The sequence below is a fragment of the Brevundimonas guildfordensis genome (assembly GCF_014836405.1).
In the GTDB taxonomy this organism is placed as follows: Bacteria; Pseudomonadota; Alphaproteobacteria; order Caulobacterales; family Caulobacteraceae; genus Brevundimonas; species Brevundimonas guildfordensis.
Genome location: NZ_JACSQU010000003.1, coordinates 422339 through 435739, shown reverse-complemented (window position 1 = coordinate 435739; position 13401 = coordinate 422339). Strand labels below are relative to the sequence as shown.

The window sequence follows — 13401 nt, the reverse complement described above, 5'->3', positions numbered from 1 at the left end:
CGACCCCCTTATGTTCTCATTTCAACGCGCCCTCCCCTTTTTAGGGATCGGACTAACTCTTTGATTTTAGGAAGTTCCGTGGTGGTTGGAGGCGGGATCGAACCGCCGACCTGTGGGTTATGAATCCACCGCTCTAACCATCTGAGCTACCCAACCCCATACGGAGCGTCGCGCCGGGCCGAAACGACCTCTGAGCGCGAGAGGGCTGCGTATATCGCCGCCTTTCGTCGGGTTCAAGCCGGTTCGATAGGGTTTTCACGCGGGATCATCGGTCGCGGCCGTCTTTCGGCTCGCCTAACGCGATTCAAGCCTGCATCTTCACGTCCAAAGCCACGCTGTTCAGGAGCCGCCATGCGTCCCGCCCTCTTCGCCGTTTCCGCCGCCGCTTTGGCTCTCGCTGCCTGCGGAGCCAACGGACAGTCGACCGACCAAGCTGCCGCGAAGGGCGCCCCGGTCGAAACCCGAGCCCCCAACAATCCTGATCAGACGCCGGCCGTCGAAGGCCAGACCCGCGCCCCGTCGGTCAGCACCTCGGTCGCCATGCAGCACGCTGTCGTGGCGGAAGGCTTGGAGCATCCCTGGGGCCTGGCCCTGCTGCCGGACGGCCAGTGGCTAGTGACGGAAAAGCCCGGCCGCATGCGCGTCGTCAGCGCCCAGGGCCAGATCGGCGCCCCGATCAGCGGCCTGCCCGCCGTGGCGGCGCGCGGCCAGGGCGGCCTGCTGGACGTCATCCTGAGCCCAGGCTTCGCCCAGGACCGGACCATCTACTGGTCCTACGCCCAGCCGCGGGATGGCGGCAACGGAACGGCCGTGGCGCGCGGCCGCCTTTCAGACGACCTGAGCCGCGTCGAGAACGTGCAGGTCGTCTTCCAGGTCAAGGACACCTATGACGGGGACAAGCATTTCGGCTCCTCCCTCGTCTTCGGCCCGGACGGCAAGCTGTACATCACCATCGGCGAGCGCTCGGACAAGCCGATGCGGCCGACCGCCCAGAGCCTGGCCTCGCACCACGGCAAGGTCATCCGCATCAACGCCGACGGCTCGGTCCCGCCGGACAATCCCTTCGTCGGCCGCGACGACGCCCTGCCCGAGATCTGGTCCTACGGCCACCGCAATCCACAGGGCATCGCCGTCCAGCCGGAGACCGGCGCGGTCTGGAGCATCGAGCACGGCACGCGCGGCGGCGACGAGCTGAATCTGGAGAAGGCCGGCGCCAACTTCGGCTGGCCCGGCGCGGCCTACGGCATCGAGTATAGCGGCGACGCCATCCCTGGCGCGACGACCACGAAGGAAGGCACCGTCCAGCCCGTCTACTACTGGGACCCGGTGATCGCCCCGGGCGGCATGGTCTTCTACGAGGGCGCCATGTTCCCGGGTTGGAAGGGCAACGCCCTGATCGGCGGCCTTGGGGGCAAGCATCTGGTCCGCCTGGTGCTGCAGGACGGCCGCGTGGCCGGCGAGGAGCGGCTGCTGACCGGTCTGGGCGAACGCATCCGCGACGTGGCGGTCGGCCCCGACGGCGCCGTCTGGGTCGTCACCGATGAAGAAAACGGCAAGCTGGTGCGGCTAGCGCGCCGCTGAAGCAGAGATGATGGGGCGGGCCACGCAAACGGCCCGCCCTTTTCACGTCAGGCGACCTCACGCGCCTTGTTACTTGACGTTGACGTAAACGTCGGCTTTCTAACGGACCGAGTTTCCACGCCACACGCGACGAACGGACCCCTCCGCTCGCCGCGCGGGACCTGAGACGCCACCTGTCCCTCAAGCCGCGAGGCGCGCGCGCCGAGCATAGGGACGCCGAAAAAGAGAGACGCTCCATGGCCGACGCCTATATCTACGACGCCGTGCGCACCCCGCGCGGCAAGGGCAAGAAGGACGGCAGCCTGCACGAGATCACCGCGCTGAGCCTGGCCAGCCAGGTGCTGGAGGCGCTGCGCGACCGGAACGGCCTGGACACCGCCAAGGTCGACGACGTGATCCTGGGCTGCGTCTCGCCGGTCGGCGAGCAGGGCGCCGACATCGCCCGCACCGCCGTCCTGGCGGCGGGTTGGGACCAGGCGACCGCAGGCTTCCAGATCAACCGCTTCTGCGCCTCGGGCCTGGAGGCCGTGAACGTGGCCGCCGCCAAGGTGAAGTCAGGCGAGGCGGGCATGGCCGTCGGCGGCGGCGTGGAAGCCATGAGCCGGGTGCCGATGGGCTCGGACGGCGGCGCCTGGCCGACCGATCCGTCCTCCGCCTTCCCGACCTATTTCGTGCCCCAGGGCGTCTCGGCCGACATGATCGCCACCAAATACGGCTTCAGCCGCGACGACGTCGACGCTTATTCGGTCGAAAGCCACAAGCGCGCCGCCCGGTCCTGGGCCGAGCGCCGCTTCGACAAGTCGGTGATCGCGGCCAAGAACCAGCTCGGCCTGACCCAACTGGACCACGACGAGACCATTCGTCCGAACACGGACATGCAGATCCTGGGCGGGCTGAACCCCTCCTTCGTCATGATGGGCGGCATGGGCTTCGACGCCGTGATCGGCCAGCGCTACCCCGAGGTCGCCAGCGTCAACCACGTCCACACCCCCGGCAACTCGTCCGGCATCGTCGACGGCGCCGCGGGCGTGCTGATCGGCACCAAGGAGATGGGCGAGGCCCTGGGCCTGAAGCCGCGCGCCAAGATTCTGGGCGGCGCCTCGATCGGCTCGGAGCCGTCGATCATGCTGACGGGCCCCGAGCCCGTGACCCGCAAGCTGCTGGGCAAGCTGGGCATGCAGCCGGGCGACATCGACCTGTATGAACTGAACGAGGCCTTCGCGGCCGTGGTTCTGCGCTACATGCAGGCGCTCGACATCCCGCATGACAAGATCAACGTCTGCGGCGGCGCCATCGCCATGGGCCACCCGCTGGGCGCCACCGGCGCCATGATCCTGGGCACGGTGCTGGACGAGCTGGAGCGCTCGGACAAGTCGACGGCCCTGGCCACCCTGTGCATCGGCGGCGGCATGGGCACCGCCACCGTCATCGAACGCGTCTGATCCGGGAGCATATGACCATGGAAAACTTCAAGATCGACATCGACGCCGACGGCGTCGCGCTCGTCACCTTCGACGTGCCGGGCCGTTCGATGAACACCCTGACCTCGGCCGTGATCGCCGAGATCCCGGCGCTGGTCGAGACGATCAAGACCGACGACGCCATCAAGGGCGTGGTCCTCACCTCGGGCAAGACGACCGGCTTCTGCGCCGGGGCGGACCTGGGCGACATGGCCGCCGGGATGCTGGCCGGCGGCGGCGACCTGCAGAAGGCGTTCGACACCGGCTGGGCGCTGAACGGCGCCTTCCGCGCGCTGGAGACCTCCGGCAAGCCGGTGGCGGCGGCCATCAACGGCCTGGCGCTGGGCGGCGGGCTGGAGTTCACCCTGGCCTGCCACTATCGCGTGGTCGAGAACGACCCGAAGATCCAGCTGGGCCTGCCCGAAATCAAGGTCGGCCTGTTCCCCGGCGGTGGCGGCACCCAGCGCCTGACGCGCCTGATCGGGGTGCAGAACGCCCTGATGCAGATGGCCGAGGGCAAGTCCTGGCGCCCGAACGACGCCAAGGGCGCCGGCGTCGTCCATGAGGTCGTCGAGAAGGGCCAGTCGGTGGAAGCCGCAAAAGCCTGGATCAAGAACGGCGGCAAGGCCGTCCAGCCGTGGGACGATCCCAAGTTCAAGATCCCCGGCGGCGGCCCCTATCACCCGGCGGGCGCCCAGATCTTCATCATGGGCAACGCCATCCTGCGCAAGCAGTCCTACGGCAACTATCCGGCCGTGCTGAACATGATGAAGGCCGTCTATGAAGGCGTGCAGGTCCCCATCGAGGCCGGCCTGCGCATCGAGACGCGCTACTTCATCAAGACCCTGATGACGCCGCAGGCCCAGGCCATGATCCGCAGCCTGTTCCTGTCGAAACAGGAACTGGACAAGGGGGCCGTGCGCCCGGCGGGCGTGCCCAAGTCCGACCCCAAGAAGGTCAGCGTCCTCGGCGCCGGCATGATGGGCGCGGGGATCGCCTATGTTCAGGTCATGGCCGGCATCGAGACCGTGCTGATCGACCAGACGCAGGAAGCCGCCGACAAGGGCAAAGCCCACGTCGAGGAACTGCTGAAGAAGCGCCTGTCGCGCGGTCAGATGACGCAGGAGAAGTATGACGCCACCCTGGCCCTGGTCACGGCGACGACGGACTATGACCTGATCAAGGGCTCGGATCTGGTCATCGAGGCCGTGTTCGAGAACCGCGAGATCAAGGCGGACGTCACCAAGCGCGCCGAGGCCCAACTGGCGGAGGGCGCCGTGTTCGGCTCCAACACCTCGACCCTGCCCATCTCGGGTCTGGCCGAGGCCAGCGTGCGGCCCGAGGACTTCATCGGCATCCACTTCTTCTCGCCCGTCGACAAGATGATGCTGGTCGAGATCATCATGGGCGAGAAGACCGGCGACGCGGCCCTGGCCAAGGCGCTGGACTATGTCCTGAAGATCAGGAAGACGCCGATCGTCGTGAATGACAGCCGCGGTTTCTACACCTCGCGCTGCTTCTCCACCTTCCTGATGGAAGGCATGGCCATGCTGGAAGAGGGCTATTCGCCCGTGCTGATCGACAACGTCGGCCGTATGACCGGCATGCCGCGCGGCCCGCTGGAGATGCACGACGACGTGGCCCTGGACCTGTCGTACAAGATCGCCAAGCAGACCCGCGAGGATCTCGGCGACAAATACGTCCCCAACGAGGGCGAGCAGATCGTGGCGACGATGGTCGAGCAGGGCCGTTTCGGCCGCAAGAACGGCAAGGGCTTCTACGACTATGACCAGAAGCCCAAGGTCATCTGGCCGGGCCTCTACGACCTGGCCCCGACCACCAAGGGCGCGGAACTCGGCGAAAGTGCCGAGGCGCTGGCCGCCATCGACGAACTGAAGACCCGCCTGCTGTATCGCCAGGCGGTGGAAGTGGCCCGTTGCTGGGAAGAGGGCGTCATCGACGACCCGCGCGAAGGCGACCTGGGCGCCATCCTGGGCTGGGGCTTCGCCCCCTGGACCGGCGGCCCCATCACCTTCATGGACCAGACCGGCCTGAAGGCCTTCGTGGCCAAGGCCGACGACCTGGCCGCCAAATACGGCGACCGCTTCAAGGTCCCGGCGCTTCTGCGCGACATGGCCGCCAAGGACGAAACCTTCTACGGCCGCTTCGCGCCGCAGACGAAGGCGGCCTGAGGCGAGACTTCAGACTGAAACGGAAAGGGCGGCCTTCGGGCCGCCCTTTCTTCTTTGCCCTACGCTCCCGACGCGGTCGCTCGCTGCTTGAGCGCAGCTCCACCTCCGCCGGGATGAACGGAAGTGTTTACCGGCTCCGGAACACCCGTGACGCCGCATAGCCGGTCATCGCCGCCAGCAGCACGCACAGCACGCCATAGCTCCACGGGCGGCGATGGGCGAACTCATAGATGTCGCGCTCCAGCCCCACCTTCTCGACGGTCAGGGTCAGGTTTGACACCGACACCGGGGCCCCCTCCTGAAACAGCCAGACCTCCGCGTAGTATTTGCCCGTCGGCGCCACGGCGGGCAGTTTGACCTCGGCGCGGAACAGGCCCCGGTCGACGAACTCCACCCCCTTGGGATCGGTGTCGTAGAGGGCCGCCGCCTCCTTCAGCCGGATGACGGCCCGGCGCCAGTCGAGATAATCCTCGCCCAGGCGGCTGACGACCACGTCGCGCACGCCGTAGCGGGTGACGGTGCGCGCCTCCTCTGGCGCGTCGATGCGCAGGTGATCAACGCCCACGCCCAGCCGACGCAGTTGACCGAAGTCGGCGATGTCGCTCAGGGGCCGCGTCGAGGCGGTCATGTAGAAACCGGGCGCGCCCTCGAACAACACCGGGCGGCTGTTCAGCCAGACCCCCATGTTGCGCGTCTTCTTGACCAGACGGACCGGAGCGTCCGGCCCGCGCACCACCACCACTACGTCAGCGGGCCTGGCGCTGGGGTTGAACACGGCGCCGTACAGGACGATCGAGGCCCCCTTGAAGCCTGAGTCCACATCCACCCGCGCGTCGGTCAGGGCGGCGGCGACCCGCACTTCCTCGGTCGTGGCGGCCGAGCGTTCGATGATGATCTCGGGCGCCGCGGCCTGGGGCGGCGGCTCTGGCGGTAGGACCTGGAACATCAGTCCGCCACCCCGGGCGCCAGCAGGAACAGGTCGCTGGGCCGAACGAACAGCTCCAGCCCCATCTGGATGCCGACCAGCAGCACGATCAGACCCAGGGCCGCCCGCATCTCCTCGGCGCGGAACCGGCCCGACAGCCGGGCGCCGTACTGAGCCCCCACCACCCCGCCCAGCAGCAGGATGGTCGACAGGACGATGTCCACCGTCTGGTTGCGCCCGGCCTGAAGCACGGTGGTGATGGCGGTGGTGATGATGATCTGGAACAGGCTGGTGCCGACCACCACGCTGGCCCTCATGCGCAGCACATAGAGCATGGCCGGCACCAGGATGAAGCCGCCGCCCACCCCCATGATCGCCGACAGTATGCCCGCGAACACGCCTAGTCCGAACGGGGGAATGGCGCTGATATAGAGGCCCGAGCGGGGGAAACGCATCCTGAACGGCAGGCCGTACAGCCACATCGGGCGACGACGCTCCTTGCGCGGCGGGGTCTCGCCCCGGACGCGATGAAGGATCTGCGTCAGGCTCTCGTACAGCATCATGCAGCCGATGGAGCCGAGGAACAGCAGATAGGACAGCGACACCACCAGATCGGCCTGACCCAGCAGGCGCAGGTAGCGGAACAGTTCGACGCCCACGAGCGCGCCCAAGGCGCCGCCCACGGCCATGATGCCGCCGATACGGTAATCGACCGCGCCCATGCCGGAATAACGGATCACGCCCGAGGTCGAGGAGGCGACGACGTGGCTGGCCTGGCTGGCCACCGCCACCGTTGGCGGAATGCCCAGAAACACCAGCACCGGCGCCATCAGGAAGCCGCCGCCAATGCCGAACAGGCCGGACACGAATCCGACCAGCGCTCCCAGCATGACCAGGAGCGGCCAGTTCACCGAGACTTCGGCGATCGGCAGGTAAATATCCACGGCACGCGCCTTCGGCTGGAAGGACAGGCAATCGGCGCCGGAAAGGCGACTAGACCTTCGGTCTTAGCGACCCCTGCGGCGAACCGCCACCCCCGGCCTGCCCTGTTTGCGCGCCGTATTTACGCAAGCGGCGGGGCGGTGAAGGCGTCGGCGGCCTCACGCGCCTTGCGGCGTTCGACAGCCGACAGGGCGGGTGTCAGGCGCTGCACCGAGGCCAGGGCCTGCTGATCGCCGCGCCGTGCCGCGATCATGTACCATTTGAAGGCTTCGGTGCGATTGGCGGCGACGCCCTCGTCACCCTGCTCCAGCATCTTGGCGACGTTATACTGGCTGTCGACGCGGCCGGCCTCGGCCGCCTTCTTCAGCCAGGTCAACGCGTCAGGCCCGCTCTTGGCGCCGCCGATCCCGTCATACAGTTGCATGGCGTAGTGATGCATGGCCTTGGCGTCGCCGCCCTCGGCCGCGCGGCGGGCCCAGGCGCGCGCCTCGACGTCGTCAACCGCCAGTCCCGCCTGACCGTCCTGATAGAGCATGGCAAGTCGCAGCTGCGCCGGCGCATAGCCCAGATTGGCCGCGCGGGTCAGCGGCTCGACGCCGGCCTCGTCGCCATTGTTCAGCATCAGGCTGGCGCGCGCGAACAGGGACGCACCCTCCGTCGCCGCCGCCTCGGGCGAAGGCACCGCCTCGGTCGGCGTGGCGTCCAGCGCCAGGGCGGCGATGGGCGTATCCAGCGCCGCTTCTGCGTCCGCAGGGCCCAGCGCAACGCCCGACACGCTTACGCCCGGGAAGCGCAGGCCTGCGCCCTCGGCCACCTGTAGGCTGGCGTAGCCGCCGCCGACCACCAGGGCCGCCACGGCTGAGGCGCCCATGGCCTTGCGCATGGTTGAGCCCTGACGGCCCGCCTGCTTGTCCAGACGCTCCTGCAGCTTGGACTTGCCGCCGCGTTTTTTGAGACCGAAGCCGGCGCGGGCGCCATCATCGGCGGTGTCCGGCGCCATGGCGGCGCGCGCCGCGTCCAGCACGTCGCGGGTCGTCGTCGGCTCCTCGGCGACCGACTCGCGCGGCGCCGGGTCGACGAACTCCAGTTCCGCCGCAAAGCCGTCATCGTCGCCGTCCAGCATCAGCGGGCGGTGATCTGCCGTCGCTGCAACAGACTCGGGGCGGGCGAAGACGTCGGCCCCCGGGGTCTCGAACGCCGCCAGGATGTCGCTGATGTCGGCGCCGCCGAAAGCGTCCGGCGCATGGCTTGCCGGCGATTCAGCCGATGGCTCGACCGGCGCGCGGCCAAACGGCGTCGCGGCTCGCGCGGGCTCAAGGAAGTCGGCCTCGAACGGGTCGACGAAAACGCCGTCGTCTGAATGGCGCTCCGGCTCCGTCGGGAAAGGCTCAGCCTGAACGGCGCCCGCCAGCGGGTCTTGCGACCAGGGCTCGACCGGATCGGCGAAAGCCGCCGCGCGCCAATCGCCGCTGGGACTTTCAGCGGGGGTCCACGGCGCGGGCTCAGGACTCTCCAGCGGAACGTCGCGGCGCTCGGCGCGGCCGGCGCGCTGCTCGATGCTGTCGCGCGCCTCGGCCAGCAGGCGCGCCGTGCGCTCCTCGCTCTGACGCATCCGCTCGGCCAGGTCGCCCGAGGCGCGCTCGTGGCGCTGGTGCATCTTGTCGGTGCTTTCGGCCAGGCGGCGGCCGATGTCGTCCAGAGCTTGGGCAGAGCGACGCTCGGACTGGGCGATCCGCTCGCCGAGCCGGTCGGAAATACGGGCGATCTCCCCGCCGAGACGTTCCAGCGCCAGGGCGTGCTGGTCGTCGGCCTGAGTCAGGCGCTGGTCCACCGCCTGGGCGTGGCGAGCCAGGTCGCGCTCCAGCTTCTGTTCAAGCGCGGCGACGCGCGCGTCCGACGCCCCTGCGCCCGCCGCCTCGACCTTCTCCACCCGGCCATTCAGGTTGCGGGCGATGCGCATGATCTCGTGGCCCATACCCTCGACCGCGGCGACCGAGCGCTGCTCGGCGGCGCGGGCCTGCTCGCCGATCGCGGCCAACGCGCGCTCGATCCGCTCGACGCGGCCTTCGGTTTCGGCCACATCCAGGCGTCGCATCATCTCGACGCGGCTGGATTCCACCTGCCGGGTGAGAGCCTCCGCCAGCTTTTCAAAGCGCGAGGCTTCGCGCGCGTGGTCCGGCTCGATGCGGCGCTCGGCGTCGCGCATCCGCAGGTCGAGCGCCGCGAACGACCGCTCCAATCCCTTGAGCGCTTCGGAGGTCTGCGACTGTGCGTCGTCCAGACGCACGCCCACTTGCGACAGCAGAGTTGTTCCGGCGCCCGGCCCAGCCGCCTTTTCGACCGCTTCGATCCGATCGCGCAGTTCGCTGACGCCCGCCCGCTGGCGCTCGTCCATTTCATAAAGGCGGGTGGAGACGGCGGTCAGGGCCGCATCCAGCTTGTCCAGCCCATCGCGCGCCTCGGCTCCGGCGTCTTGCTCCAGACGACGCAGGCGACGGTGGCCCTCGCGCAGTTCCTCGGCGATGTCGTCGATGCGGCGCGCCTTGGCCGCCTCGGCCTCGTCCTGCGCCTCCATCCGACGCACCAGACCGACGACGGCCTGATCGATGCCCTGAATGGCCAGGGTCGAGCGGCGCTCAGCCGCCTCCAGACGCTCAGCGATCACCTCAAGCGAGGCGCCCATTCTGCCCAGGCCTTCATGCCGGTGCGCATCCTCGCCATAGACGTCGTCCAGGCGGCGCGAACGGCTGCGGCGATCATAGGGATCAGGAATGGGCGACCGGCGCGGCAGGGTGGCGACGCTGTCGTCCTCTTCAGGCTCATCCATGATCATGGAGTTCAGCCACTCGCCCAGGGTCATGCCCGAGCGACGCGCCAGATCCTTGGCGATCTCGCGCGCCTTGGGATCGATGCCCTTCACGCTCCACGGCGCCGCTGCGGTCACTGATTCGCCTCCCGACCCATGACGCGAACGGTATCCTTCCAGATAGAGCGTGTAAACGTGTCGTTAACCGCAAGATGTGGCGCCTCGCCACGAACCGCCCACGGCAGCCGACACGGCGCTGATGCGCCCGGCATGGTTAATGCCGCGTTTAGATTAACCACGCATCAAGAATTACGGCCAAGCTGGCGATCGGGGGCGGCGGGACGCTTGCATCCCAGCCTTAGGCGCCCCAACTGCCGCGGTCATGGACGCCACGCTCACCCTGATCCTGCTCATCGCCTCCTTGGCGTTGGTCGTCTTCGCCGGATGGCGCGGAGCGCGACCGACAGACATCACGCGCGGCCCGCGCATGATGCCGTGGCGGTTCATCATGTTGCTCGCCGCCGCCTTGGCCTTCTACCTGTTGATCCACCTGATGGCGGAGCTGAGCGGTCGACCCCTGCCAGCGGCGCCGGCTTTCTAGCGGGAACGCTCTGGGCTGCGGGCGGTTTTCCTGTCTCCCCATGGACACCAGGAGACCCGTGTGACCGACAAGGAATTGACGCCGGCGCAGGCCGAAGAGGCTTTCTGGAAAAGCCTGAAGTCCAGCAACACCGGCATGCTCGGGCTGGAGCGGCCCGGCTATCATAGCCAGCCGATGACCGCCTTCCGCGAAGCCGAAACGGGGACGATCTGGTTCTTCACCCGCGACGACACGGACCTGGCCCGCGATGCGGCGGCGCCGGGGCAAACGGCCATGTTCAGCTATGGCTCGAAAGACCAGAAGGTCTGGGCCTGCATCCACGGCGCCCTGTCGGTGCATGGGCACGACCGGGAGGTCATCGAACGCTATTGGAACCCGATCCTGGCGGCCTGGTATCCTGAAGGCAAGGACGACCCACGCCTGACTCTTCTGCGCTTCGACGCCGACGACGGCCGCGTCTGGGTCAGCGACGGCGGCCTGGTGAAGTTCGCCTTCGAAATCGCCAAGGCGAATCTGACCAAGACCCTGCCGGACGCCGGCGACGTGGCCGACGTCAACCTGAGCTAGAGCCTTCGCCCGCCCTCAAGCAGCGCGAAGCGCGTTAGGGCTTCTTAAAAAGCCTCGAAACACCAGGCCAGGACCGCCTTCTGCGCATGGAGGCGGTTCTCGGCTTCATCCCAGATCAACGACTGCGGGCCGTCGATGACGGCGTCCGTAACCTCTTCGCCCCGGTGCGCCGGCAGGCAGTGCAGGAAGACGGCGTCGTCGGCCGCTTCGGCCATCAGGGTCTCGTCGACGCCGTAGGGCTCGAAGGCCGCCAACCGGGCCTCATAGTCCTGATCCCCCATCGACACCCAGGTGTCGGTGACGACGACGTCGGCGCCTTTGACCGCCTCGCGCGGATCGCTCGTCAGAGTGACGTGGGCGCCGCCCTTTTCGAGATCCCGGAGATCCGGGTGGTATTCCGCCGGGCAGGCGACGTTCAGGTGGAATCCGAACTTGGGGGCCGCATGCATGAAGCTGTGGCAGACGTTGTTGCCGTCGCCGATCCAGGCGATCGTCTTGCCCTCGATCGAGCCGCGATGCTCCTCGATGGTCATCAGGTCGGCCAGGATCTGGCACGGGTGGCTGCGGTCGGTCAGGCCGTTGACCACCGGCACGCTGGAGACGCGGGCGAAGCGCTCGACATCCTCGTGGTCATTGGCGCGGATCATCACGGCGTCGACCATGCGCGACAGGACCCGGGCCGTGTCCTCGACCGGCTCGCCCCGGCCCAGTTGCATGTCCGAGGCCGTGGCGATGATGGAGTCGCCGCCCAGCTGGCGGATGGCCGCATCGAAGCTGAAGCGGGTGCGGGTCGAGTTCTTCTCGAAGACCATGGCCAGAACGCGGTCCTTGCCGGGCGCGTCGGCGTCGGGCCGACCCTGGGGCCAGCCCTTGCGGGCGCGTTTTCGGGCATGGGCGTCGTCCAGAATGGCGCGCAGGGTCGCCGCGTCCAGGCGGTGGATGTCGAGGAAGTGACGAACCATGACCAAGCCTTCTCCCTCCCCTTCACGGGAGGGTGGTCGCACAGGGACCGGGTGGGGACGGCCCTTGCAAAACCTTGGAGTAGAAGAGAGCGCCCCACCCGGCCTAGCCGTAAGGCTCAGCCGTCCTCCCTGTGGCGGGAGGAAGAACCAGCGTCAGCCGGCCATCTTGGCGCGGGCGAACTCGCAGGCCGTTTCGAACTTCTCGACCGCCTCGCGGGCCTCGTCGAGGGTGATGTTCAGCGGCGGCAGGATACGGACCAGGTTGTCGCCGCCGCCGGCGACCAGCAGCTTGGCTTCATCGCGCGCCCAGCCCATGAACTCGCGGTTGTTCGGGACCAGCTTGACGCCCAGCAGCAGACCCTTGCCGCGCACCTCGACGATTACGTCAGGGAAGCGTTCGGCCAGCCCGTGCAACTGCTGCTTCAGATAGCCGGCGACCTCGTTGACGTTGTTCAGGATGGCGTCCGACGACACCTCGTCAAAGGCCGCCTTGCCGACCGCCATCGCCAGCGGGTTGCCGCCGAAGGTCGAGCCGTGCGCGCCGACCGTCATTCCCTTGGCCGCCTCCGCCGTGGACAGGCAGGCGCCGATGGGGAAGCCGCCGCCCAGAGCCTTGGCGACCGCCATGATGTCCGGGGTCATGCCGGCCCATTCGTGGGCCCACAGCTTGCCGGTCCGGCCCATGCCGCACTGGACCTCGTCGAAGATGATCAGCACGCCGTACTGGTCGGCCATCTCGCGCATCCAGCGCAGATCCGCGTCCGGCGTGGCGCGGCAGCCGCCCTCGCCCTGCACCGGCTCCAGAATGATGGCGGCGGTGTTCGGGTTCTCGAAGGCAGCCGTCAGGGCCTCCTTGTCGCCCCACACCAGCTGATGGAAGCCTTCCATCTTGGGCCCGAAGCCCTCGGTGTAGCTGGGGTTGGCGGCGGCGTTGATGGCGCCGTAGGTGCGCCCGTGGAAGGAGCCGTCGAAGCCGTAGATGTCGATCCGCTCAGGTTGGCCGTTGGCGACGTGGAACTTGCGCGCCGTCTTCAGCGCGCACTCGACCGCCTCGGTGCCCGAGTTGGTGAAGAAGACGACGTCGGCGAAGGACTTGGCGCACAGGTCGTCGGCCAGGGCGTCCTGGCCCGGAATCTTGAAGATGTTGGAGACGTGCCACAGCTTGTCGGCCTGGGCTTTCAGCGCGGCGACCAGCTTGGGGTTGGCGTGGCCCAGCGCGTTGGTCGAAATGCCCGAAACGCAGTCCAGGTACTCGGTCCCGTCCGCGGACCACAGGCGGACGCCCTGGCCGCGCTCCACTTCCAGCGGCGCGCGATTGTAGACACCCATCAGATGACCGGACACTGGGCAGACTCCATAAAGTGA

At 68.1% G+C, this 13401-nt stretch carries 10 protein-coding genes and 1 tRNA gene; 5 read left to right on the top strand and 6 right to left on the bottom strand.

Features of this window, described 5'->3' with window-relative positions:
- Positions 1-79 precede the first annotated feature (79 nt).
- A tRNA-Met gene (locus H9656_RS13600) sits at positions 80-156 on the bottom strand.
- A gap of 195 nt (positions 157-351) precedes the next feature.
- Here H9656_RS13600 and H9656_RS13595 point away from each other — a divergent pair.
- From H9656_RS13595 to H9656_RS13585, 3 genes are all read left to right on the top strand, one after another.
- A complete protein-coding gene (locus tag H9656_RS13595) occupies positions 352-1581 on the top strand; it encodes a PQQ-dependent sugar dehydrogenase (RefSeq protein ID WP_191744778.1) in 1230 nt (409 codons plus the stop codon).
- A 236-nt stretch (positions 1582-1817) separates the two neighbouring features.
- On the top strand, positions 1818-3023 hold the full coding sequence (locus H9656_RS13590) for an acetyl-CoA C-acetyltransferase (RefSeq protein WP_191744777.1): 1206 nt from the start codon (positions 1818-1820) through the stop codon (positions 3021-3023).
- 17 nt (positions 3024-3040) lie between these two features.
- The gene (locus H9656_RS13585) at positions 3041-5233 is read left to right on the top strand and encodes a 3-hydroxyacyl-CoA dehydrogenase NAD-binding domain-containing protein (RefSeq protein ID WP_191744847.1); all 2193 of its coding nucleotides are present in this window, start codon (positions 3041-3043) and stop codon (positions 5231-5233) included.
- Positions 5234-5360: 127 nt separating this feature from the next.
- Here H9656_RS13585 and H9656_RS13580 read toward each other — a convergent pair whose 3' ends face one another.
- From H9656_RS13580 to H9656_RS13570, 3 genes are all read right to left on the bottom strand, one after another.
- Positions 5361-6179 (bottom strand): TIGR02186 family protein, encoded by an 819-nt coding sequence (locus H9656_RS13580; RefSeq protein ID WP_191744776.1) that lies wholly within the window; start codon positions 6177-6179, stop codon positions 5361-5363.
- Positions 6179-7102: a sulfite exporter TauE/SafE family protein gene (locus tag H9656_RS13575; protein ID WP_191744775.1), complete on the bottom strand. Its 924-nt coding sequence runs from the start codon at positions 7100-7102 to the stop codon at positions 6179-6181. Before H9656_RS13575 ends, H9656_RS13580 begins: the two co-directional genes overlap by 1 nt.
- A 119-nt stretch (positions 7103-7221) precedes the next feature.
- On the bottom strand, positions 7222-10044 hold the full coding sequence (locus H9656_RS13570) for a hypothetical protein (protein ID WP_318240645.1): 2823 nt from the start codon (positions 10042-10044) through the stop codon (positions 7222-7224).
- A gap of 244 nt (positions 10045-10288) precedes the next feature.
- Here H9656_RS13570 and H9656_RS13565 point away from each other — a divergent pair, with 244 nt between their 5' ends.
- Both H9656_RS13565 and H9656_RS13560 read left to right on the top strand, forming a co-directional pair.
- The gene (locus H9656_RS13565) at positions 10289-10507 is read left to right on the top strand and encodes a hypothetical protein (RefSeq protein ID WP_191744774.1); all 219 of its coding nucleotides are present in this window, start codon (positions 10289-10291) and stop codon (positions 10505-10507) included.
- A gap of 60 nt (positions 10508-10567) precedes the next feature.
- Positions 10568-11074 carry a pyridoxamine 5'-phosphate oxidase family protein gene (locus H9656_RS13560; protein WP_191744773.1) on the top strand — a complete coding sequence of 169 codons (507 nt, stop codon included), beginning with the start codon at positions 10568-10570 and terminating at the stop codon, positions 11072-11074.
- Positions 11075-11118: 44 nt separating this feature from the next.
- On the opposite strand, the gene argF is transcribed toward H9656_RS13560, so the two are convergent.
- Positions 11119-12036: an ornithine carbamoyltransferase gene (gene argF / locus H9656_RS13555; protein ID WP_191744772.1), complete on the bottom strand. Its 918-nt coding sequence runs from the start codon at positions 12034-12036 to the stop codon at positions 11119-11121.
- Positions 12037-12189: 153 nt separating this feature from the next.
- Positions 12190-13365 (bottom strand): aspartate aminotransferase family protein, encoded by a 1176-nt coding sequence (locus tag H9656_RS13550; RefSeq protein WP_191744845.1) that lies wholly within the window; start codon positions 13363-13365, stop codon positions 12190-12192.
- Positions 13366-13401: the final 36 nt, after the last annotated feature.

Excerpts from the sequence above, each read along its gene's own strand:
- H9656_RS13580 (WP_191744776.1), bottom strand. The coding sequence starts at position 6,179 with ATGTTCCAGGTCCTACCGCCAGAGCCGCCGCCCCAGGCCGCGGCGCCC.
- H9656_RS13590 (WP_191744777.1), top strand. The coding sequence starts at position 1,818 with ATGGCCGACGCCTATATCTACGACGCCGTGCGCACCCCGCGCGGCAAG.
- argF (WP_191744772.1), bottom strand. The coding sequence starts at position 12,036 with ATGGTTCGTCACTTCCTCGACATCCACCGCCTGGACGCGGCGACCCTG.
- H9656_RS13585 (WP_191744847.1), top strand. The coding sequence starts at position 3,041 with ATGGAAAACTTCAAGATCGACATCGACGCCGACGGCGTCGCGCTCGTC.
- H9656_RS13565 (WP_191744774.1), top strand. The coding sequence starts at position 10,289 with ATGGACGCCACGCTCACCCTGATCCTGCTCATCGCCTCCTTGGCGTTG.
- H9656_RS13595 (WP_191744778.1), top strand. The coding sequence starts at position 352 with ATGCGTCCCGCCCTCTTCGCCGTTTCCGCCGCCGCTTTGGCTCTCGCT.
- H9656_RS13550 (WP_191744845.1), bottom strand. The coding sequence starts at position 13,365 with ATGGGTGTCTACAATCGCGCGCCGCTGGAAGTGGAGCGCGGCCAGGGC.